At 68.3% G+C, this 22422-nt stretch carries 19 protein-coding genes; 11 read left to right on the top strand and 8 right to left on the bottom strand.

Translation table 11 applies throughout. The features are described from left to right. Positions 1-83 precede the first annotated feature (83 nt). From ACIBG5_RS35920 to ACIBG5_RS35895, 6 genes are all read right to left on the bottom strand, one after another. Complete coding sequence (locus ACIBG5_RS35920) at positions 84-530, bottom strand: pyridoxamine 5'-phosphate oxidase family protein (RefSeq protein ID WP_396396048.1); 447 nt, start codon at positions 528-530, stop codon at positions 84-86. A 168-nt stretch (positions 531-698) separates the two neighbouring features. Beyond that, positions 699-1892, bottom strand: a complete 1194-nt coding sequence (locus ACIBG5_RS35915; protein WP_396396047.1) for an acetate/propionate family kinase — start codon at positions 1890-1892, stop codon at positions 699-701. After that, entirely contained in the window at positions 1889-3967 is a 2079-nt protein-coding gene (pta, locus tag ACIBG5_RS35910; RefSeq protein ID WP_396396046.1) for a phosphate acetyltransferase, read from the bottom strand. The genes ACIBG5_RS35915 and pta overlap by 4 nt, the downstream gene beginning before the upstream one ends. A 98-nt stretch (positions 3968-4065) precedes the next feature. Next, positions 4066-4650: a CBS domain-containing protein gene (locus ACIBG5_RS35905; RefSeq protein WP_396396044.1), complete on the bottom strand. Its 585-nt coding sequence runs from the start codon at positions 4648-4650 to the stop codon at positions 4066-4068. Positions 4651-4891: 241 nt separating this feature from the next. Next, on the bottom strand, positions 4892-5416 hold the full coding sequence (locus ACIBG5_RS35900) for a DinB family protein (RefSeq protein ID WP_396396042.1): 525 nt from the start codon (positions 5414-5416) through the stop codon (positions 4892-4894). Between the two features lie 158 nt (positions 5417-5574). Continuing rightward, complete coding sequence (locus ACIBG5_RS35895) at positions 5575-8328, bottom strand: BTAD domain-containing putative transcriptional regulator (RefSeq protein ID WP_396396041.1); 2754 nt, start codon at positions 8326-8328, stop codon at positions 5575-5577. A 131-nt stretch (positions 8329-8459) separates the two neighbouring features. Between ACIBG5_RS35895 and ACIBG5_RS35890 the strand changes: the two genes are divergently transcribed. The 8 genes from ACIBG5_RS35890 (at position 8460) to ACIBG5_RS35855 (ending at position 16334) form a co-directional block, all read left to right on the top strand. Continuing rightward, positions 8460-9671 carry a hypothetical protein gene (locus ACIBG5_RS35890; RefSeq protein ID WP_396396039.1) on the top strand — a complete coding sequence of 404 codons (1212 nt, stop codon included), beginning with the start codon at positions 8460-8462 and terminating at the stop codon, positions 9669-9671. Then, complete coding sequence (locus ACIBG5_RS35885) at positions 9668-10858, top strand: hypothetical protein (RefSeq protein ID WP_396396038.1); 1191 nt, start codon at positions 9668-9670, stop codon at positions 10856-10858. Before ACIBG5_RS35890 ends, ACIBG5_RS35885 begins: the two co-directional genes overlap by 4 nt. Next, a complete protein-coding gene (locus ACIBG5_RS35880; RefSeq protein ID WP_396396037.1) occupies positions 10855-12027 on the top strand; it encodes a hypothetical protein in 1173 nt (390 codons plus the stop codon). The genes ACIBG5_RS35885 and ACIBG5_RS35880 overlap by 4 nt, the downstream gene beginning before the upstream one ends. Beyond that, positions 12024-13229: a hypothetical protein gene (locus tag ACIBG5_RS35875; protein WP_396396035.1), complete on the top strand. Its 1206-nt coding sequence runs from the start codon at positions 12024-12026 to the stop codon at positions 13227-13229. The genes ACIBG5_RS35880 and ACIBG5_RS35875 overlap by 4 nt, the downstream gene beginning before the upstream one ends. A 78-nt stretch (positions 13230-13307) precedes the next feature. Further along, positions 13308-14876, top strand: a complete 1569-nt coding sequence (locus tag ACIBG5_RS35870) for a SpoIIE family protein phosphatase (RefSeq protein WP_396396033.1) — start codon at positions 13308-13310, stop codon at positions 14874-14876. Beyond that, positions 14863-15228, top strand: coding sequence for an STAS domain-containing protein (locus ACIBG5_RS35865; RefSeq protein WP_132195136.1), 366 nt, complete (start codon positions 14863-14865; stop codon positions 15226-15228). The genes ACIBG5_RS35870 and ACIBG5_RS35865 overlap by 14 nt, the downstream gene beginning before the upstream one ends. Beyond that, positions 15221-15571 carry an STAS domain-containing protein gene (locus ACIBG5_RS35860; protein WP_396396031.1) on the top strand — a complete coding sequence of 117 codons (351 nt, stop codon included), beginning with the start codon at positions 15221-15223 and terminating at the stop codon, positions 15569-15571. The genes ACIBG5_RS35865 and ACIBG5_RS35860 overlap by 8 nt, the downstream gene beginning before the upstream one ends. A 13-nt stretch (positions 15572-15584) precedes the next feature. After that, the gene (locus ACIBG5_RS35855; RefSeq protein WP_396396029.1) at positions 15585-16334 is read left to right on the top strand and encodes a hypothetical protein; all 750 of its coding nucleotides are present in this window, start codon (positions 15585-15587) and stop codon (positions 16332-16334) included. A gap of 133 nt (positions 16335-16467) precedes the next feature. Here the strand turns inward: ACIBG5_RS35855 and ACIBG5_RS35850 are convergent, their stop codons facing one another. Then, positions 16468-17283 (bottom strand): alpha/beta fold hydrolase, encoded by an 816-nt coding sequence (locus ACIBG5_RS35850; RefSeq protein WP_396396027.1) that lies wholly within the window; start codon positions 17281-17283, stop codon positions 16468-16470. Positions 17284-17500: 217 nt separating this feature from the next. On the opposite strand from ACIBG5_RS35850, the gene hrpB reads away from it, so the two are divergent. Both hrpB and ACIBG5_RS35840 read left to right on the top strand, forming a co-directional pair. Continuing rightward, entirely contained in the window at positions 17501-20038 is a 2538-nt protein-coding gene (gene hrpB, locus ACIBG5_RS35845; protein WP_396396025.1) for an ATP-dependent helicase HrpB, read from the top strand. Next, a complete protein-coding gene (locus ACIBG5_RS35840) occupies positions 20035-20553 on the top strand; it encodes a M1 family aminopeptidase (protein WP_396396023.1) in 519 nt (172 codons plus the stop codon). Before hrpB ends, ACIBG5_RS35840 begins: the two co-directional genes overlap by 4 nt. A gap of 56 nt (positions 20554-20609) precedes the next feature. Here ACIBG5_RS35840 and ACIBG5_RS35835 read toward each other — a convergent pair whose 3' ends face one another. Then, a complete protein-coding gene (locus tag ACIBG5_RS35835) occupies positions 20610-21476 on the bottom strand; it encodes a LysR family transcriptional regulator (protein WP_396396021.1) in 867 nt (288 codons plus the stop codon). A 183-nt stretch (positions 21477-21659) separates the two neighbouring features. Here ACIBG5_RS35835 and ACIBG5_RS35830 point away from each other — a divergent pair, with 183 nt between their 5' ends. Beyond that, positions 21660-22394 (top strand): SDR family NAD(P)-dependent oxidoreductase, encoded by a 735-nt coding sequence (locus tag ACIBG5_RS35830; RefSeq protein WP_396396020.1) that lies wholly within the window; start codon positions 21660-21662, stop codon positions 22392-22394. The last annotated feature ends 28 nt before the right edge of the window (positions 22395-22422 follow it).

The following is a 22422-nucleotide window of genomic DNA, read 5'->3' as shown; positions in this document are numbered from 1 at the left end:
TCGGCGTACTCCGTGACCAGTGCCTGGAGGTCTCCGCGCAAGGCGCTGGAATCAGGTGTCTGCTGTAACTGGAAAAGCGTGGCCTAGACGCGTGCTCGCGGACGCTGTCCCCACGGGAGAAGGCGCCGGCCGTCGAGAGACTCGATGCCCAGCCGGACCACCTGCGGATCGTCCAGCGGCAGCCAGGAACGCAGCGGCAGGGCAGCGCGGAGCGCCGCGGTCTCGTCCGGGGTTGCGACGGACAGGTGGCCGACGGCGGTGATCGTCCAGCCGATGTGCCGCTCGAGGTCCACATCGTCGGCCTCGAAGGCGACCACATCGCCACGTTCGGCGGCCCTGAGCTTGTCACCCGGGCCGGTGCTGAACACGATGGTGTCGTCGTCCAGGACGAAGTTGACCAGCCGGACCGCCGGGAGGCCGCCGTCGGTGTAGACGAGCCGCCCGAGAGGGACGGATCGGAGCAAATGCAGACAGTCCGCGTTGCTGACAATCTCCAGGCGAGAGTGATCGAATGCTCGCTGCGTGGTCACTTGGGGCCTCCAAACACTGGACAACTGCCTTGACCTGTCCGTGCGCCAACGATCGCTCGGGAAGACTGACCGATGTAGGGCCGAAAGTCCTGCTTTGCATGGACCCGGTGAGCGGACAGCATGTCGAGATGCCGCGAGTCGATCGACTCCCTCGCCCCTGACGAACCATCAGGCGAGTACGACGCCGAGCGCCTCGCGGGCGATCTGCCACTCCTCGTTGGTGGGGACGACGAAGACCGCGACCTCGCTGTCATCGGTGGAGATCCGGCGGGCTCCTGTGGCCGGCTCGTTGTTGCGGTCGTTGTCGATGCAGATCCCGAGGCGTTCCAGGCCGTTCAGTGAGGCGGCTCGGACTTCGGCCGAATGTTCACCGACACCGGCGGTGAAGACGACGGCGTCGACTGTCTCCAGGACGGCGTAGTAGGCGCCGACGTACTTGCGGATCCGGTGGCAGTAGACGTCGAAGGCCAGACCGGCGTGTTCGTCACCGGACGCGCGCAGTCGTTCCAGTTCACGGAAGTCGTTCTCGCCGGCGAGGCCTTTGAGTCCTGATGCCGAGTTGAGAGCCAGGTCGATGTCCTCCGCGGACAGGCCCACCTCTCGCATCAGGTACGCCGGGATCGCGGGGTCCAGGTCTCCGGATCGGGTCCCCATCACGAGCCCTTCCAGCGGGGTCAGGCCCATGGACGTCTCCACCGACCTGCCGCCCCGGACGGCAGAGGCCGAGCAGCCGTTGCCGAGGTGCAGCACGATGGTGTTCGTCTCGGCCGGATCGCGTTCGAGCAGTAGAGCGGTCTCCTGGGAGACGAACGCGTGCGAGGTGCCATGGAAGCCGTACCGGCGGATCCCGTGATCCTCCAACCAGGCCAACGGCACCGCGTAGGTGTAGGCCTGCGGAGGAAGGCTTTGGTGGAACGCCGTATCGAACACGGCGACCTGTGGCAGGTCGGGGAACAGCCGGAGGGCGACTCGGATTCCCTCCAGGTTCGCTGGATTGTGTAGCGGGGCGAGTGGCACCAGTTCGGTCACCTCGGCGATCAACGCGTCGTCGATCAGTGCCGAAGCGGAGAACCGGGACCCGCCGTGGACAACTCGGTGGCCCACCGCCGCCAGGTCGAGGCCGTCGAGTGACGGCCCGTGTGACTCGAACGCATCAATCGCCAGGCGCAGCGCGTCCTCGTGGCCGGGAATCGACCGCGTCGTCTCGGTCTCACCGTCCGGGCCGCGATGGAGGTGGCGGCCTTGTCTTTCGCCGATGCGCTCAGCCAGGCCGGAGGCGGCAGCTTCACCGGTGCGGGCGTCGACCAGGCTGTACTTGAGCGATGAGGATCCGGTGTTGATCACGAGGACGTGGTCGCTCATCGGGCGCCCTTCTGAGCCTGAACGGCGGTGATGGCGACCGTGTTGACGATGTCTCGCACCGTCGCACCCCGGGAGAGATCGTTGACAGGTTTGCGCAGACCCTGCAGGACCGGTCCGACCGCGACGGCGTTCGCCGATCGCTGCACGGCCTTGTAGGTGTTGTTGCCGGTGTTGAGATCGGGGAAGACGAACACGGTTGCCCGGCCCGCCACCGGCGAACCGGGTAGCTTCGTCCTCGCCACGGCGCTGTCGATCGCGGCGTCGTACTGGATCGGTCCCTCGACCGGCAGTTCCGGCGCCCGCGCGCGGATGATGGCGGTTGCCTTGGACACCTTTTCGACATCGGTGCCCGCGCCGGACGTGCCGGTCGAGTACGACAGCATCGCGAGCCGTGGTTCGATGCCGAAGGCCACTGCTGTCGCGGCCGACGAGATCGCGATGTCGGCGAGTTGCTCGGCGGTCGGATCGGGGTTGACGGCGCAGTCGCCGTACACGAGGACTTGGTTCTGCAGGCACATGAAGAACACCGACGAGACGACGGATACACCCGGCACCGTTTTGACGATCTCGAGCGCCGGCCGGATGGTGTGGGCCGTGGTGTGCGCCGCGCCGGACACCATGCCGTCGGCCAGGCCGAGCTGGACCATCATCGTCCCGAAGTACGACACGTCCCGGACCAGTTCGCGGGCGCGGTCCAGGTCGACCCCACGATGCTGCCGGAGCTGGTGCAGTTCCGTCGCGAGTCGCTCACCGAGTTGATCGCGCTCCGGGTCGACGAACCGGGCGGTGGAGAGGTCGGCCCCCAGTGCAGCCGCCTTGGCGCTGATCACGACCGGGTTCCCGAGCAACGTCAGGTCGGCCACGCCCCGGCGGAGCAGAACGTCCGCGGCCCGCAGGATACGGTCCTCCTCACCTTCGGGCAGGACGATGTGTTTGCGTTGGGCAACTGCTTCGTCGATCAGCTGGTGCTCGAACATCAGCGGTGTGACAGCGCTGCTGCGGGCGACCTCGAGCTGGTCGAGGAGGGCGTCGCTGTTCACGTGCTGCTCGAACAACGCCAAGGCCGCGTCCACCTTGCGCGGCGAGTTCTTCGTGAGCCGGCCGCGGACAGCGGTCAGGGCAGCCGAGGTCGCCTGCGTGTCGAGCGTGGTCTCGATGATCGGCAGGGTCACGCCAACGCCGTCGAGGAGCCGCTGCACCTGGGTCGGCAGCGTGAAACCACCGTTGAGGACGACGACGGAGATCTGCGGGAAGTTGAGCGAGGCGTGCGCGACCACGACCCCGAGAACCACCTCCGGCCGGTCCGCGGCGGTCACCACCGCGGCTCCGTCGAACAGCCTGTCGAGCACGTTCGGCATTGTCATGCCGGCGACGACGAGGCCGGTGACCTCTCGCGTCAGGAGGGCGGGGTCACCGCTCAGCAGGCGACCGTTGACCGCGGGCAGCAGGTCGGCGACCGTGGGTTGGCTCAGCAGCGGCTCCTCCGGCAGAGCGAAGGCCGATCCGCCGACGCCGGCCAGTGCGGCGACCGCATCGTCGAGCTGCTGCGGGTCGACGCGATTGGCAAGCACTGCCGCGAGTGAACCGTGGTTCTCCCTGAGCTCACCGACCGCCATGTCGGCGATGGCTCGAAGGTCATGCGGGCTGTGCTGGAACCCGTTGAGGACCAGCAGGACCGGCGTACCCAGGTTGGCGGCGATCCTGGCGTTGTAGGAGAACTCCGTCGGACTACCCACATCGGTGTAGTCGCTGCCGACGACGAGTACGGCGTCGGCCCGGTCGGCGACCTCGTGGTAGCGCCGCACGATCTCGTCCAGCGCGGCGTCGGGGTCCGCGTGCACCTCGTCGTACCTCACACCGAGGCAGTCGTCGTACGCGAGCTGGACTGCGTCGTGCGCTGTGAGCAGATCCAGGACGTAGTCACGGCCACCGTGCATCGCCGTGTCCGGGCGAACGATGGGGCGGAACACAGCCACGCGTTCGACCCGCCGCGACAACTGCTGAAGTACTCCGAGGGCCACCGTGGACTTCCCGGTCGACCCCTCCACCGACGCGATGTAGACGCTGCTCCCCATGCCTGAACCCTAACCACTCTCCGAGCCGGGCGGCGCGGACCGAGCGGCCGGTTCCGGTCGGGACCTTCGGCGCTGTAGGCGGCGAGCCGGGCGTCGTGTCAGCGGATGTGAACGGCGATGACGCCGCGGATGCTGCCGGCCAGGACGCCGGCGAGGTTGCGCTCGCGCGGGTCGGCCGGGCCGGTGACCGTGACGATGCCGTCGTGGGCTTCGATCTGCCAGTCCGGGTTCTCGGGCCGGATGATTTCGTGAACCTCGGCGCGGATCCGGTCGTCACGGCCGGCCAGCAGGTGGATGACGTCGCTGCGGCTGATCATGCCGACGACGCGGCCGTGATCAAGTACCGGCAGGCTCTTCACCATTGTGGACCACATCAGGTCGATCGCGACGTCCAGTTCGTCGTCCGGGTCGACGGTGACCACCAGATGGCTCATCACGTCGGCGATCCGCCGCGGTGGCGTGTCGGTGGTCGTCCAGACGGCGGCGTTCGGGACGTGGCCATCAGTGGGGGCAGTGTCCTGCACGATGTCGGCTTCGCTGACGATCCCCACGAGTACGCCGGTCGCATCGACGACGGGCATGGCGGTGATCTTCCGATCGTCGAGAAGCCGGAGCGCGAGGGTGATCGGCGTCTCCGCTGTCACGGTCACTGCGGGTGCGGTCATCAGGTCCCGGATCAACATCGTCATCACCTCGTTCTGCCGACGGTTCCGCCGTCCACCTCCACGATGTGCTCGCGTGGAAAGCGATCCCAGAGTCGAAGGTCCCAGGCAACGCGGGACCACTCGTCAGTCGTCGTGTCTGATCCGTACCGCGTCCCCGCCGCCAGCCGTGCCGGCGAAGAGCTGTACGCCGGGTGAGCGAGGACATCCGAGGTTGCCTCGAGAAGCTCCTCGCGGAATCCGTGGACGCCTGTGACCCGGGTCAGTTCGGCGGGCCGGTCACGGTGAGCTGGCGGCGGTGGAAGTCGTAGTGCTGGGTGGGGAAGTGATAGATGTCGGCCAAGGTCATATAGTCCTTGAAGAACGGATCCCATCGGGTGGGGTAATGCATTCCGCGAGCGAGATCGGTGTCGGACTCGGCATCGAGCCGTTGATGCAGTTTGGCGATGACATGGTCGAACATGACCGCCATACGCTCAGGACTCACCGTCTGCCCGGCGGCGTACGAACCGAGGAAGTTGACCTGGTCGAACGGTCGGGTTGCCGCGTTGAGCAGTCGGGCGTAGGAGCGGCTGGCCCCCTGCGGTAGCCGGCCGAACAGTCGCACGAGCCGCAGCAAGGCACGGATGATCAGGTAGCCGAGCAGCATGTGGAACAGCAGTTGGCGGTTGTTCCAGCGAGTCCCGTTCGTTGCCCTCAGCAAATCCGCTCGATCGGCCGACTCGACCAACTGGCGAAAGTCCGCACGAGCCCGTTCAAGCTCCGCGTGCACCAACTGCCTGTCCATGTTTCATGTCAACACCTGTCCGGCGCCGGCACCAGATCCCGCACTGCCTGCTCCGATTGTGCCTGCCGTAGTGGCGAGCACTGTCAGTACTGCGTTGATCGCCATCGGTGTCGTCTCTCTCGCCAGCTGAATTGACTGGTAGCCCGAGTGTCTTTCCGTTACCAGCGGACGAGTTTCCACACCTCTGGTCGGGGTTCGTCGGCGGCGTCGATGTTCGTGCCGTGCGGGGCGCCTACTTCGGCGAAGATCGCCACCGCTGATTTGAGGTGTCGCATCGTCTCGTCGGGGTGGCCCAGGGCGTGGTGCAGGTCGGCGAGGTTGTTGTGCAAGGCGGCCTCGCGGTGGCGGTCGCCTTCCTGGGTGCACAGAGCGAGTGCGGTGGTGGCCAGTTCGAGCGCGGGTTCCAGTTCTCCGCGGGCGCGATGGGCGAGGGCGAGGTTGTTCAGGGCTGCGACGCGACCGGGCAGGTCGCCGATCTGTTCGGCGAGGTCGCGGCCGGTCCTGAGGTGCTGGAAGGCGTCGTCGATGCGGCCGCCGGCGGTCGCGAGCATGCCGAGCATGTTGTGTGCCTGGCCGAGGGCCCGTCGGTCGCCTGACTCGGCGGCGAACGCGAGTGCCTGGCGGGCGAGTTCCGTCGCACCTGCCGTGTCGCCGGCGTCGTGGCGGGTGAGGCTCAGGTCGGCAGTGACGCGGGCGTGCTCGGCGGGTTGGTCAGGCGGCAGGGTGTCCAACGCGGCGCGGAAGTGTGCCTCCGCGAGTGCCCACTCCCCGCGCCGGTGACGCAGGCGCCCAAGCCGGTGTTCGATCCCGGGCAGGTTGGCGGTGGCCGCGTCGGCGGCCGCCAACTCATAGCTGCGTACTGCGGCGGCGTAGTCTCCGGCGAGTGTCTCGAGGTCGCCGATCAACGCGTGCAGCGTGGACGGACTGTCGTGCCCGAGAGCTAGCGCAGCGTGGAGGTGGTCGAGGGCCTCAGCGTTGGCGTAGACCTTCCGGGCTTGGTCGGCGGCGGCAGCGTACGCCTGGGCGGCCTCTTGGTCCTGGCCGGCGAGTTGGAGGTGGTGGGCAACGACTGCTGCCGGGGCGTGGACTGCATGAGCCGCCCGTGCGTGCAGCAGGCGCCGCCGAGCGAGGCTGGTGTGGTCGGACACGAGCCTCCGCAGTTGGTCGTGGACGAAGTCGTAATCGAGGGCACCTTCGCGGATCAGCCCGCGGCGTACCAGTTCCTCCAGCGAGGCGACGGTCTCCTCGTCAGTGCGTCCGCCGACCGCACGGACCGTGTCGACGTCGAAGGATCGCCCGAGGACTGCCGCGGCGGCCAGCACTTGCCTGCCGGTGTCGCTGACCCTGGCGAGGCGTGCGCGCAGGAGGTCGTTGACGCCGGTCGGCACCGGCCAGCTCTCATCAGCACCGGTGGTGAGGGCGTTGAGGTATTCGACGACCAGCAACGGCACGCCTTCGGTCTCGTCGTACAACCGGAGCGACAGTTCGTGGTCCATCGAGGGCCGCGCGGTGGCGAGCAGCTCACCTATCGCTTCCAGGTCGAGCCGTCCGAGCCGATGGACGACGCCACCGCCCTCTGCGACGACACTGCCGAACGGGTGGTCGGCCGGGGTTCGCGAGGTGAGCGTGATCAGCAGCGGCCGACCCGCGAGCCGGCGCAGGCCGTACCTGAGCAGGACCAAGGACGCCTCGTCCAGCCACTGCGCGTTGTCGAGGTGGATCACGCCGGGGACAGGCCCGGACACAGCCGCCGCGAGGGTGTCCCAGACGGCGGCCAGGAACCTGGCTTCGGCTCCCGGACCTTCGGCCTGGGGTTCGGGACGGATGTCGGCAATTTCCGGCAGCAACCGGGACACTTCGGCGATCGTCTGGTGCGGTACGTCGTCGACCCAGCGGGCGTCCTCGCGCAGCCGGGCCCGCAGCGCGTCGACCAGTGGCGCGTACGCCAACGCCGCCTCGTCCTCGTACGCGCGGCCGGCCAGTACGGCGGCGCCGTTCTTGCGCAGGTCGAGGACAAGCTCCTCGACCAAGCGGGTCTTTCCGATACCGGCCTCGCCCTCGACCACGACCAGCCGGCCGTCGTGATCGATCGTGTCGTAGACCGCGCGGACAGCCCGGATGTCGTCGTTCCTTCCGACGAACGGTGTCTGCGTCTCCTGCGCCGGAGCCTCCGCAGTCTCCGCAGTAGGCGGCGACGCGATCAGCGTGCCCGTGTTGACGGCCTCATAGAGCTCGGTCGTCTCGGGGAGCGGTGGAACCCCCAGCTCGCGGGAGAGAGTACGGACGCACTGGCGGTACTGGGCCAGCGCTGCGGCCCGATCTCCACTGAGTGCGTACAACCGGATGAGTGCGCGATGGGCCGGCTCGTGCAGGGGGTCGAGCGACAGCCACCGGCGTACGTGAACAAGCGCGGCCGAATAGTTGCCGTCCGCCTCCAAGCCTGTAGCCAGTCGGGCCAGGGCGCCGGTCAGCTCGCGGCGCAGAGTGTCGGCCTGACTACGTGCCCACTCCTCGAAGCCGGGGGCGTCCCGTAGACCGAAACCCTCCAGGAATTCGCCGCGGAACAGCCCGACAGCCGTCTCCAGGTCGCCTTCCGTCACCAGGTCCCGGAAGCGGTCGACATCGACGTAGAGGCCCTGTTTCTTGATCAGGTGTACGTGATCGCGGGTGGTCTCCAGGCACTCGGGTCCGATCGCGGTGCGCAGTGTCGACAGGGTCCGCCGTAGCGCACCGCGGGCGTGCTCGATGTCGGTGTCCGGCCACAGCAGATCAGCCAGGGCGTCACGCGGGCGCGGCCGGTCGGCCAGCGCCAGATGGGCGAGCAGCGCCACCGCCTTGCGGGTGTCGAATCCGACACGCCTTCCCGCTCGCTCGACCCGAGGCGGACCCAACAGGCTGACCTCGATCACCACACCCCCGCCTCGTGCGCCGGCGGCGCGGCGGACCGCGCACCGAAACCGTAACGATTCTTGCACGGTGGAGCGCGAACATGTCGTGCGTCGGTGGATCAGGAGTATCCGTGCCTGAAGGGGGAGGGGAGGCCATGGGGGTTCGAGTCGGTGCTGCCCGCCTGGCCTGGCCGGTGTGGGGGCTGTGTGTCGCACTGACCGCAGTCGCCCTCGTACTCTTCGTCATCAACGGGGACGCCCGGCCGGCGGGGTCCTACGGCACCTTGGACGCCGTGGTCGACGTGGCGATCCTGGGCTTTCCGACGGTCGGCGTGGCGATCACCGGACGGCAGCCGGGCAACGCGATCGGCTGGCTGTTCCTCGCCACCGGGCTGGGCAACACCCTCGCGCAGGCCCTGCTCGAGTACGGCGCGTACGCCCTGCTCCGGGCGCCGGGGACGGTGCCCGGCGGCGCCTGGGCCGGCCTGGTAGCCGATGCGGTGATCTGGCCCTCTGTCGCGGCGACCTCGCTCCTGGTGTTCCTCCTCTTCCCGACCGGGCACGTGCCGACGCGAAGGTGGCGGTGGCTGGTCTGGGCGGTGGCGATCGACGTAGCGGCCTACGTCGCCGGTACGTTCCTCAGGCCGGGGGAGCTGCACTACTTCCCGACAGTCTCGAACCCGTTCCCGATATCGATCCCCGTCCTGGCGGAGATCGGCGGTCTCGCCGCACCCGCCCTGGCCGCCGGGCTCGTCCTCGCGCTGGTGGCCATGGCGCTGCGCTTCCGGCGATCGCGCGGGATGGAACGGCAACAGATCTCGTGGATGTTCTACCTCGGAGCCCTGCTGATCGGGTCCATTCCCGTCACGACGGCGCTGTCGTTCACCAACCTTGACGTCGGCGGCATCCCGATCTCCGAGCTGGCCTTCGCGGGTCTCCTGGTGGCCATACCTCTGGCCGTCGGCGTGGCGATCCTGCGTTATCGCCTGTACGACATCGACGTCGTCGTCAACCGGACGCTGGTGTACGGCGCTCTGTCGGTGACACTGGGCGCGGCGTACGTCGGGAGTGTCTTGTTGCTGCAGTTGGTGTTGAGCCCGGTGACGCAGGGATCGGGCCTGGCGGTGGCGGTGTCGACGCTCTTGGTAGCTGCGCTGTTCCGCCCGGTGCGGTCGCGGATCCAGGCAACGGTCGACCGGCGATTCTTCCGCCGCCGGTACGACGCGACCAGGACCCTGGAGGCGTTCGGTGCACGGTTGCGGGACCAACTCGATCTCGATGCCCTAGGCACTGATCTGCAGGCCGTGGTGCGCGACACCATGCAGCCGGCCCACGTGACGCTGTGGCTGCGAAAGGCCGACCGATGAGCGCGCGCCGGCTGGCCTGGAGCCTGTTCGGGCTCTTCGTCGGACTGGCTGCGGCAACGCCTGTGCTTGTTGCGGTTCGCGACGGGAACGCATCGGACGCGCTGGTCGCGATCGGGATCGGCTTCGCCCTCGTCGGTGCACTGGTCGCGTCACGGCAACCCGCCAACGCGGTCGGATGGCTCCTGCTCGTCGCCGCTGTTGCCCTGGGCATCGACACGTTCATGACCGTCTACGCCAGCCCGGCGTCGTTGCCCGGCGCGGCGTTGGCGGCGTGGCTGAGCAGCTGGTTGTTGTTCGTGTGGCTCTATCTCCCCGCGCTCTTCCTCACCTTGTTGTTCCCGACCGGTCGGCTGCTGTCGCGACGGTGGCGGGCAGCCGTCTGGCTCGGAGTGGGCGCTGTCGCGGCCAATATCGCCGGGGCCGCTTTCGCGCCGGGCCTCCTCGAGATCACCACTGACCGCCCGATCCGCAACCCGCTCGGCATCGGAGGACGCGTCGGCGAGGCGATCCCCTGGCTGTCTGGCATCGGCGAAGTGCTCGCGGCCGGCACGCTCGTTCTCGGTGGGGTCTCCGTGGCGCTCCGGCTGCGTCGAGCGCGTGGCCGTGAGCGTCAGCAGGTCACGTGGTTCGCCTACATCTGCCTGCTCGCGCTGGTTCCGTTCATCGTTCTCGCGATGGTCAGCATTGTCGCGGGTGATGACGTCGCTCCATGGCTGAGCGTGCTGAGCGTGATCGCCTGGTGGTCGCTCGTCGTCCTGGTCCTTGTCGGTTTGCCGGCGGCCATCGGCATCGCGATCCTTCGTCATCAGCTGTACGACATCGACGTCGTCATCAACCGGACCCTCGTGTACGGCGCTCTGACCCTGACGCTCGGTGGGTCGTACCTCGGGAGTGTGCTGCTCCTCCAACTCGTGCTGAACCCGCTGACGCAAGGGTCGGATCTGGCGGTGGCGATGTCCACACTCGCGGTGGCGGCACTGTTCCGCCCGGCGAGACGCCGGATCCAGCTGCTGGTGGATCGGCGGTTCTTCCGGCACCGGTACGACGCGGCCCGGACGCTGCAGGCGTTCGGCTCCCGGCTGAGAGACCAACTGGATGTCGATGCACTGGGCAACGACCTGCAAGTTGTGGTCCGCGACACCATGCAGCCCACCCAGGTGACGCTGTGGCTGCGGGGTTCGCGATGAAGCGGTGGGTACCGATCAGTCTGCTCTGGCTGCTCGCGGTCAGCGTCCCGACGGTCGATCTGGTGGACGAGATCACCAGCAGCGACGGGATTCCGACGTCCGCCGGCTGGTTGGTGTTCGTCCTGGCCTTCGTCTCGGTCGGCGCGCTGATCGTGTCGCGGCGCCCCCGCCATCCGATCGGCTGGATTCTGCTGTTGGCTGGAGTGAGCTCGGTGCTGGTGGGATCCGCCGGCTACGTGGCCGACGAGCTCATCCGGCTGGGAATGGACCAGCCGGCCCTGGTGATCGGTTGGGTCTCGACGTGGGCCTGGCTCCCGGTGTGGCTGGCGCCAACCTTCGGTCTGCTGCTCTTTCCGACCGGCCGATTGCCGTCCAGGCGCTGGCGTCCGGTCGCCTGGCTTGCCGTCGGTGGCTTCCTGGCGGAGTTTGTCACCGCCGCGTTCGCACCGGGGCCGATGGTGGACGTCGGGGTGGACAACCCGTTCGGCGTCGACGTCGGCGTCGATGTGTGGAATCCGCTGAGAGCGGTGGGGATAGCCGCCCTTCTGATCGCCGTCGCAGCCTCCATCCTGTCGCTGGTGGTCCGCTTCCGCTCCGCGCGGACGGTGGAGCGCCAGCAGATCCAGTGGCTCATGTACGCCGGGATGCTCGTCGCCGCCGCCCTCTGCGCGGTGGCCGTAGTGGAGACGGTGGGCGGGCCGGCGACCGCCCCCTACGGAGAACTGATCCCCTCCTTCGCACTTGCCACCGTGCCGGTCGCGACCGGGATCGCCATCCTGCGGCACCGGCTGTTCGACATCGACGTCGTAGTCAACCGGACACTCGTCTACGGCGGCCTGACGGTCTCACTGGGCGCGGCGTACGTCGGTAGCGTCCTCCTGCTGCAGTTGGTGCTGAGCCCGCTGACCGAGACGTCGGGCCTGGCGGTGGCGGTGTCGACGCTTGCAGTCGCGGCGTTGTTCCGGCCGGTGCGGTCGCGAATCCAGGTCGTGGTGGACCGGCGGTTCTTCCGGCGCAAGTACGACGCGGCCCGGACACTGGCGGCGTTCGGCGTACGGCTGCGCGACGAACTGGATATCGATGCCCTCGGCGATGACCTGCAGGCCGTGGTGCGCGACACCATGCAGCCGGACCACGTGTCCCTCTGGCTGCGGGCGGCCGGCCGATGAACGCCCGTACCGCGCGGCTCCTTGCCTGGGCTCTCGGCGGCGTGGCCGTGGTGCTCACTGCGGTCGGCATCGGTCTGACTGCCGCAGCCGGGACGATCGGGTTGGGCTGGGGAGACCTGACCGTTGTGATGGTACTGGTGTTCTGTACCGTCGGGATCCTGATCGCACGACGGCATCCGCGTAGTCCGATCGGCTGGATCTTCTGCGCGTCCGCGGTGGCCTACGGCCTCGGATCCTTGGCCAGGGGCTACGCCGACCTCCGGGAGGCGGGGGCAGGTTCGGCGGGCTCCCTGGCGGAGGCGGCGGCCGCGTACGCGACTGTTTCGTGGATTCCGGCCATCCTGGTGCCGGCGGCGTACCTGCCTTTGCTGTTCCCGGACGGCCGGCTGCTGTCCGGACGATGGCGACCGGTGGCGTGGTGCGGTGTGCTCGGTATCGCCGGGTTCTTCCTTACCAGCCTGACGAAGCCGGGTGCGCTCGAGGACTTCCCTACCTTGGCGAACCCGTACGCGATCGACAGCGTGGTACGGGCGATCGGCCAGGGCGTGAGCGCGCTGATGGTACTGGCTGTCCTCGTCGCGTCGCCGCTCTCACTGATCCTGCGGTTCCGCAGAGCCGGCTACGAGCAGCGCCAGCAGATCAAATGGCTGGTCTGGGCCGGCGCCTTGGCCGCCGCGACGATCGCGATCGGCACAGTCGGCTACGAGCTACTCACTCCCGCGGTGGCCAACACCGCGATCATGCTCAGCGTCCTCGGCCTGCCGGTCGCGACGGGCATCGGCATCCTGCGCCACCGCCTGTACGACGTCGACGTGGTGATCAACCGCACCATCGTGTACGGCGCCCTGACCGTCACGCTGGCCGCCGGATATCTGGGCAGCGTGCTGCTGCTCCAGCTGCTGTTGCGCCCGGTGACACAGGGCTCGGGACCGGCCGTGGCGGTGTCGACGCTGGCGGTCGCAGCCCTGTTCCGCCCGGTGCGCACCCGGATCCAGGCCACGGTCGACCGCCGGTTCTTCAGGAGCAGGTACGACGCAGCCCGGACGCTGGCCGCGTTCGGCGTACGACTGCGCCACGAACTGGACTTGGAAGCGCTGGCCACCGACCTGCGCGGCGTTGTGTACGACACCATGCAGCCGACCCAGGTCTCGCTGTGGCTGCGAACCGATGATCGTAACGATTCCCGGACGACGGATCAGTAGAAAGGGCTTGTGATGGTCGCATTGAGCAGCACCTTCCGCCGACTCCGCGGGCGAACCGCCGCCGGGGCAGGTCGGCCGATGCCCGAGCACCACGCGCAACCGGTCCCGGGCGACGAGGCGACGCCGGTCGACATCGCACCCAACGACCCCCTCCTGGCCTACCTGCAGAGCGCGAGCGGCGCGGTGGACGTGGAGGCGCTGAAGCTTGACTCGCCTGCGCTGGCAGAGCTCAAGGCCGCGGGCGTCAAGCTCGCCGTGCCGCTGGTGAGCCAGGGCGAGCTGATCGGCGTACTGAACCTCGGCCCGCGCCGGTCGGAGCAGGAGTACTCCAGCGACGATCGCAAACTGCTCGACAACCTGGCCGCACAGGCTGCGCCGGCCCTGCGGGTCGGCCAGCTGGTCCGCCAGCAGGAGGCCGAGGCCCGCACCCGCCAGCGCTTCGAGCAGGAGCTCGAGGTCGCCCGGCTGATCCAGCAGAACTTCTTGCCCAAACAGCTTCCCGAGCTGTCCGGCTGGCAGGTCGCGGCCTGCTACCAACCGGCCCGCGAGGTGGGCGGCGACTTCTACGACGTGATCCCGCTGGCCGGCGGGCAGGTCGGCTTCGTCATCGGCGATGTCACCGACAAGGGCGTACCGGCAGCGCTGGTCATGGCGGCCACTCGCAGCGTGCTGCGTGCCTCCGCCCAACGACTGATCGAACCCGGCGAGGTGCTCGAGCGGGTCAACGAGCACCTCTGCCCGGACATGCCCGCGAAGATGTTCGTCACCTGCCTGTACGGCGTTCTCGACCCGACGACCGGCCACTTCCGGTTCGCCAACGCCGGGCACGACCTGCCGTACGTCAAGACAGCCCTGGGCTCGGTCGAGCTGCGCGCCCGCGGCATGCCGCTGGGTCTGATGACCGGGATGAAGTACGAGGAGCGCGAGACACTCCTCGCGCCGGGCGACTCGTTGCTCCTGCACTCCGACGGCATCGTCGAGGCACACGACCCACAAGGGCAGATGTTCGGGTTCCCGCGCCTCAAGGAAGCGGTCGCACAGTACCCGGGCGGCGGCGAGCTGATCGATCTGGTGCTCGCGGATCTGCACGCCCACACCGGACCTGATGCCGAGCAGGAGGACGACATCACCATGGTCGTCCTGCAACGGGAGCCGGCTCAGGGCGACAGCCCGAACGGCAAGGTCGTCGGGAAGCTGCTCGTCGAGTTCGAGGTGCCGAGTGTGCAGGGCAACGAGCGGCTGGCGCTCGAACGAGTCGCCGCCACGGTCGCCTCACTCGGCCTCGCACCCGCCCGGCTCCGCCGCCTCGAGACCGCGGTCGCCGAGGCCACGATGAACGCGATGGAGCACGGCAACTCCTACCGCGCCGACCGCCCCGTCACGGTCCGCGTACACGCCGAGCCGGACCAGGTCCGCGTCGAGGTCGCCGACCTCGGCGGCGCCCGCCCGGCCCCCGGCGAGACCGAGGTGCCCGACCTGGAGGCGAAGCTCGCGGGTCTCCAGCGTCCGCGCGGCTGGGGACTGTTCCTGATCAAGAACATGGTCGACGAGGCGCGGGAGACCAGCGTCGGAGAACGCCACATCGTCGAACTCGTCATGCACCTCGAACCGGTGCTGGAGGAAGGAGACGGCGATGACGACACGTGAAGCGCTCGCACACGTACGCCGGCGGGACGGCGTCGCGGTGATCGAACTGGTCGGTGACCTGAACGCCGCGGCCGAGTCCGCGCTGGACCAGGCGTGGACCGCCGCGACGGGCGTACGGCCGGATGCCGTGGTGCTCAGCTTCGAGAACAGCGGCTACATCAATTCGACCGGTATCGCTCTCGTGGTCGGCCTGCTCGCCCGCGCGCGGGCGCACGGCATCCCGATCCGGGCGTACGGACTCACCGACCACTACCGCGAGATCTTCGAGATCACCCGGTTGGCCGACTTCATGGCGATCGAGAACGACGAGGACAGCGCCGTACAGGGCGTGGGAGGGGACGGACATGGCTGAGGCAACAGCGACGTTCGACGTACGCCGTAAGGGGACGGCCGGCGTCGTCGACATCCAGGGAGATGTGACAGCAGGCTCAGAGGAGGTGCTCATGCAGGCCTACGAGGGCGCCGGCGACGTGACGGCGGTGATCCTCAACTTCGCGGGACTGTCGTACATGAACAGTGGCGGAATCGGCCTGCTGGTGACGCTGCTGGTCCGCGCCAAGCGGCGTTCGCAGCGGCTGCTGGCGTACGGCCTGTCCGAGCACTACCGGCAGATCTTCGAGCTGACCCGTCTCGACGAGGCGATCGGCATTCACGACACCGAACAGGATGCGCTGGCCGCGGCCGGCGCGGCGTAGAGGGGCGCACACCATGACCGGCAGCAACGACGAAGAGCCCGTCGCGGCCAACCGCGACGCGGCCCACTGGGCGAAGATGGTCTCGCGGCTGAAGGTCTCGCAGGTGCCCGACGGTGCCACGAACCTCAATGTGGACGGCCGGCAGCTCACCAGCCCGATCCAGGGCTTCGGGAAGATGTGGCAGAAGACGTACGTGATGCGGCTGCCGTCCGAGCGCGTCGCGCCGGTCGATCTCATCGCCGCCTGGCGCAAGGACTTCGGTGAGTTCTGGCCGCCCGGCAACCACTTCTACGCACCGCTCACCGGCATCGAACCCGGTGATGTCGCGCTGCTCAACATGAAGATGCCCGGCCTGAAGCTGTCGACCGGCGTGATGATGCTGTACGCCGACGACGAGTCGTTCACGTTGATGACGCCGCAGGGTCACATGTTCGCCGGCTGGATCACGTTCAGCGCATCGCGGCAGGACGACGCGACCGTCGTACAGACCCAGGTTCTGATGCGTGCCTCGGATCCGATCTTCGAGCTGGCCCTGATGATGGGTGGCCATCGCCAGGAGGACCGGTTCTGGAGCCAGACACTCGGCAACGTCGCCGCACACTTCGGCCATCCGGAGGCAGCTGTCGACACCAAGGTCGTGTGCGTGGACAAGAAGCGCCAATGGTCGCGGTGGCGCAACGTGTGGCACTCCTCGGCGATCCGCTCCGCGATCTACATGCTGGAAACCCCCGTCCGCGCTGGGCGGGGCCTTGCACACCGGTAACGGGCCGGCACCTGAACCCTCCGTGGGCCGGCGGCAGACGTTCAGATTCCTGCCCTGCCATCACGGACGGATGAATGTCGCGTCGATCCACGATCTGGCGGCCTGCCCCGGCGGCGTCCGCTGAGGGTGGGCTCTAATGGGGTGGCTGATCGCGGTGTCGCTGGAGGAACTCGATGATGGCTCGGGCTGCGGGTTCGGGTTCTTGTTCGGCGGGGTAGTGGCCGGATCGTTCCAGGATGAGGCCGGTCACGTTGGTTGAGAGCCCGCGGAGGCCGTCCGCGACGGCGGAGCCCATCGCGTAGCGTCCTCCGATCGCGAGCACGGGCGTGTGGATCGGATTCTCTCGGAGTCGCTGAACGTCGGCGATGTCGTCGGCCCGAGATCGGTAGTAGCCGAGCCCGGCTTCCAGAGCATCGTCCGTCGTGTAGGCATCGATGTAGGAGCGGACTGTCTCCGGGGCGAGCCCTGGCGGGCCGGCGCTCTGCCGGAGGAAGGTCCCGTAGTAGGCGTCTTCCCGTCCCGGGACGAGCTGCTCGGCGAGGCCGGGTGCGCGGTTGAACGGGCCATGCCAGGACGGGTAGTGCTCAGCGCCTGGTGCGGGGATGTCGATGTCGATTCCGGGGAGGATCTCCTCTTCGACCACGATCGCGCTCACCGCCCGGGGCATTGCAGCGGCCAGGAGAAACGCGACCGTGCCACCCCAATCATGGCCTACCAGCGAGAAACGGGTGAGCCCGCGCTTGCTGAGATCGTCGCCGAGGCAGTCGGCAAGGTCGCTCTTCCTGAAACTAGGTGCGCTCCCCGCCGGCCTGCCGAGCCCTGGCAGGGCGACCGGAACCGACGCGAAACCGCTCCGACGCAGGAGTGGCAGCAGACCTTGCCAGTGCGTCTCTGTGACGGGCCACCCGTGAAGGAGCACGACAGGCCAACCGTTCGGCGATGCACTCATCGTCCCATCATCTCTCGCGGCTCTCGCAGCGGACTGATCCATCAACTCATCCCTGGTCTGACCGTTGAACCTCGCGCCCAGGGGTTGCTCGACGCGGTTCTGAGTTCGGAAGCGGAGGTGTGGCCTCGCTTGAGGAGGTCGGGCTTGGCGGGGACGCGGTGAATCCGCTTGCGGGTAGGTGAGGGATTCTGCCGCATTGGTCGGTTAGCGTCGGGGCGTGTTGCTGCCTGAGTCGTCGGTGCCGGGGGCGGATCTGCCTGTCCGGGCGGTTTTGCCTGCCACGGTCGATGCGGTGCGTTCGCGCGGTACTGCGGTGTTGGTTGCGCCGCCCGGATCGGGGAAGACCTCGCTGTTGCCGCTTGCGCTGGGCGACGCGCTCGGGGGCACGGTCATCGTCGCCGAGCCGCGGAGGATGGCTACCCGCGCGGCTGCGACCCGGCTGGCGACGCTGGTCGGCGAACCGCTCGGGCAGCGGATCGGCTACGCGATGCGCGGCGAACGCAGCGGCGGCAAAGGACTCCGTGTCGAGGTGGTGACGACCGGGCTCCTGGTACGTCGTCTGCAGCAGAACCCGGAGTTGCCGGGTGTCGCCGCGATTGTGATCGACGAGTGCCACGAGCGACACCTCGATGCCGATCTGCTGCTCGCGTTCTGCGTCGACATCCGGGCGAATCTTCGGGAAGACCTGGCGATCGTTGCGACCTCGGCCACGGCGGACACGAACAGGCTGAGTCGCGCATTGGGCACCGACACTCCGGCGCCAGTGATCACCGCGTCCGCGGCGCTGTTCGACGTGGCGATCGAGTGGGTCCCACCGCCGGTCCCCGTGCCGCTGCTTCCCGGTGGGCGGGTCGACCCGCGACTGCTGGATCACATCGCGGCCGTCGTCCGGCGTGCACTGACCGAGAGCGACGGCGACATCCTCGTGTTCGTCCCGGGGGAGGCCGAGATCAACGGTGTGACTCGCCGCTTGGCCGGTCAGAATGTTCTGCCCTTGTTCGGTCGCCAGTCCAGGGCTGAACAGGACCGCGCGTTGACGCCGGCCGCCACTCGTCGGATCGTGGTCACGACGTCGGTCGCGGAGAGTTCGCTGACGGTGCCTGGAGTCAGGGTTGTGGTCGACTCGGGTCTTGCCCGGGAGCCGCGGACCGATCAATCGCGTGGCCTCGGTACGTTGGTCACCTGCCGGGTTTCGAGATCGTCGGCCGACCAGCGAGCGGGTCGCGCCGGACGGGAGGCGCCTGGCCGGGTCTATCGGTGCTGGTCTGCCACCGACCACTCGCATCTCGACGATCACCCGGCGCCGGAGATCGCGATCGCCGATCTGGCAGGCTTCGCCCTCGACCTCGCGGCGTGGGGTGCGCCTGCCGGTGACGGTCTCACGATGCTCGAGGCGCCGCCGGTGGTGGCGATGACCGCGGCCACCGAATTACTGCGCCGCCTCGATGCGGTTGACGACAACGGCCGGATCACCGAACGGGGACGGCGGATGGCGGCGATCGGGGCGCATCCCCGGTTGGCTCGTGCGTTGCTGGACGGGACGCCGCGGGTCGGCGCCGACCGGGCGCGCGAGGTCGTCGCGATGCTCTCGGACGACTCCGGCCGCGACTTCGGCGATGATCTACCGGCCCGCTGGCGAGCCCTCCGCCGTGGCGAGGACCGCGGAGCCACGGCCCGCTGGCGAGAAGAAACGAAGCGCCTCGGCCGAGGCGCGACCGGCGACCCGTTGGGTGGCGATCGAGTGCGGCCGGCGGTTGGTGGGGGGACTCGCGTACTACCGGATGATCTTGCGGTGGGGGTTGTGGTGGGGCTGGCGTATCCGGATCGGATTGCGCGGGCCCGGGGGGCCGGCCTGGCGACGTACCAGATGTCTGGTGGTACCGGCGCCGCGCTGGATCCGCAGTCGCCGCTGCGGACCACGACCTGGCTGGCCATCGCGGCTGCTGACCGGGCACCCGGTCGCGCCGACGCCAGGATCCGTTCCGCGGCGCCGATCGATGAGCAGACCGCGCGAGACATCGCCGGCGACCTCGTCTCGACCACCGACCAGATCCGTTGGGACGACGGCCGGATCGTGACGCGGCGCGTCGAGGCACTCGGCGCGATCGTGCTCAACGACGTCCCGCTGGCAAAGCCCGACCGGCTGCTCGTCCAGGCGGCCGTCCGCGACGGTGTCCGGCACAGCGGTCTGTCCGTACTGCGCTGGTCGGAGGCCGCACTCGCCTTGCGGGAGCGGCTCGCGTTCTGCCATGCCCACCTCGGATCCCCGTGGCCCGCGGTCGACGACGAAGCACTGCTGGCCGATCTTGACGAATGGCTGGGTACCGACCTCGCCGCGGTGCGAGGCTCGCGCGATCTCGCCCACATCGACGTGGCTTCGGCGCTCCGGCGACTACTGCCATGGCCCGCAGCAGCCCGGTTCGGCGAACTCGCACCGGAACGGCTCCAGGTCCCATCGGGCTCCGAGGTGCGACTCGCGTACGACGGTGCCGAGCCACCGGTCCTCGCCGTGAAGCTGCAGGAGGTATTCGGCTGGACGGCGACTCCAGTCGTCGCGGACGGTCGTGTCCCGGTCGTTCTGCACCTACTGTCGCCCGCACGGCGCCCGGTCGCGATCACGAGCGACCTCGCCTCTTTCTGGAAGCAGGGCTATCCCCAGGTCCGAGCCGACCTGCGAGCCCGCTACCCCCGCCATCCGTGGCCGGAGGATCCACTCACCGCCATCCCGACCAAGCGACCAAAACCTCGCCAGTGAAAGGCGTCGACTACGCCCTGGAGACGCAGAGCCGACCGGTGTACGACCAGCGCACCGGCCGTGTCGACGGTGACCTGCTCGCCCACGAACTCGGACACCAGTGGTTCGGCGACAGTCTCACTCCGGTGCGGTGGTCGGACATCTGGCTGAACGAAGGCTTCGCCAGCTACTCGGAGTGGCTCTACCAGGAAAAGTTCAATGGCATCCCGGTGGAACAGAGCTTTGCGGAGGCTTACGCCGACGAGAAGGACTGGAGTGGCGCGGTGGCGGACCCCGGGCGGGATCACATCTTCGACGACCTGGTCTACAACCGCGGCGCGATGACGTTGCAGGCGCTCCGCCTGAAGATCGGCGACCGCGCCTTCTTCCAGGTGCTCAAGCAGTGGCCGACGACCTACCGGCACGGCAATGTCTCGACGCAGACTTTCATCCGGTTCGTCGAGCGGCTGACCCACCGCGACCTCGGCACGTTCTTCCACACCTGGCTCTACCAGCCAGGCAAGCCGACGCTCTGACGGAATCGGTAGTCAACCAGATCCTCACCTACAGCGCGGGCGTCATGAAGCTCTGACTACTGCCCACATTCTGCCGTGATCTCGGCCGTCGCTTGCGCCGCGGCGAAGAAGTCGTCGGCCAGCGGCGAGGTGCGCGATGCCGCCATCGCGAGGCACACCTGGTCGGGCGCGAGTTCCGGGATGGGGACGTAGCTGATGTCCGGACGTGAGTAGAACACTGTCTCCGAACGCCCCACGAACGAGATGCCCCGGCCGGCTGCGACGTGCTCGAGCTTCTCCTCCACGCCGCGCACCCGGAGCCCGGAGTCGGGGTGCGGGCGCCTGGTGGGCTGCGTGCTCGGGTCGCCATGCCATACCAGCGGTTCACCGGCCAGGTCGGCCTCGGTGACCTCCTCCTTGCCGGCCAACCGGTGGCCTGCGGGCAGCACCACCATGAGCGGCTCGGTGTACAGCGGGGTCACGCGCAGGCCGGTCTCGTCGATGGGCAGCCGCACATAGCCGATGTCGATGCGGCCGTCGAGCAGCATCAGGGCCTGGTCGTCCCATTCGATCCGCTGCACGTCCACGACCACGTCCGGATGTCGGGCCTCGAACGCTCGGGCCGCCGGGATGACCGGGATGCCGGTCCGGAAGCCGACCGCCAGCCGCCGGCTGCCGCGGGCGGCCACGGACACCCGGCGGCGGACCGCGTGTGCGGAGGCGAGCAGCGGACCGGCGTCGTCCAGCAGTTGTCGGCCCGCGTCGGTCAGCGCTACGCCGTGGCTGTCCCTGATGAACAGCGAGGCGCCGAGATCCTGTTCCAGAGCCCGGATCTGCCGACTGAGCACCGGCTGCGCGATGTGCAGCTCATCGGCGGCGCGGCCGAAGTGCAGCCTGTCGGCGACGGTGACGAAGTAGCGCAACTTGCGCAGGTCCAGATCCATGGAGCCTCCCGGTCCGGCGATGCCTCCAGGGTATCGCCACGGCTGAAAGAGGTCTTGGACACCCACTCAAGCCAATGGCATCGTTAATGGGGCGGGAGCGAATTCGGTATAAGGAACCTTTTTCGTTGGCGCGAATATAAGAACCGAATTGTTGCAGATACCCATCAATTCTGCGGAGTGATCGTGGCAAAGCTCGATGGAAAGGTAGCGGTGATCACCGGCGGATCCACCGGAATGGCACTGGCCGGCGCCAAACTGTTCGTCGAGGAAGGAGCGCACGTCTTCATCCAGGCCCGGCGGCAGGAAGCACTGGACGACGCCGTCAAGCTGATCGGCCGCAACGTCACCGCGGTCCAGGGTGACGCGGCCGAACTGGACGACCTGGACCGCTTGTACGACGCCGTCAAGCGGGAGAAGGGCTCGATCGATGTGCTGTGGGCCAGCGCCGGGATGGGCGAACCCGCCGTCCTCGGCGAGATCACCGAGGAACAGTTCCACCGCGCCTTCTGGCTGAACGCACGCGGCACCCTGTTCACCGTGCAGAAGGCACTGCCGCTGATGAACGACAACGGCTCGATCTTGATGACCGGATCCAACGCCTCCCTCGGCGCCTTCCCCGGCTGGAGCCTCTACGCGGGAAGCAAAGCCGTCCAGCAGGCCTGGGCCCGCGTCTGGCTCAACGAACTCCGCGACCGCAAGATCCGGGTCAACGTCCTGACCCCCGGCCAGGTTGCCACCGCCAAACAGGAAGAACTGTTCGACGAGGCAACCAAGGCCGCATTCGAGTCCCTCATCCCCCGCGGAGCGATGGGCCGTCCCGAAGAAATCGCCACCGTGGCCCTGTTCCTCGCCTCCGACGACTCCAGCTACGTCAACGGCCTGGAACTGGTCACCGACGGCGGCACCACCGCCATCTGAACCACAACACCCCAGGAAGAGAGCGCAC

The organism is Kribbella sp. NPDC050241, from assembly GCF_044459685.1.
Taxonomy (GTDB): Bacteria; Actinomycetota; Actinomycetes; order Propionibacteriales; family Kribbellaceae; genus Kribbella.
This window is presented reverse-complemented; position numbering and strand designations above follow the sequence as displayed.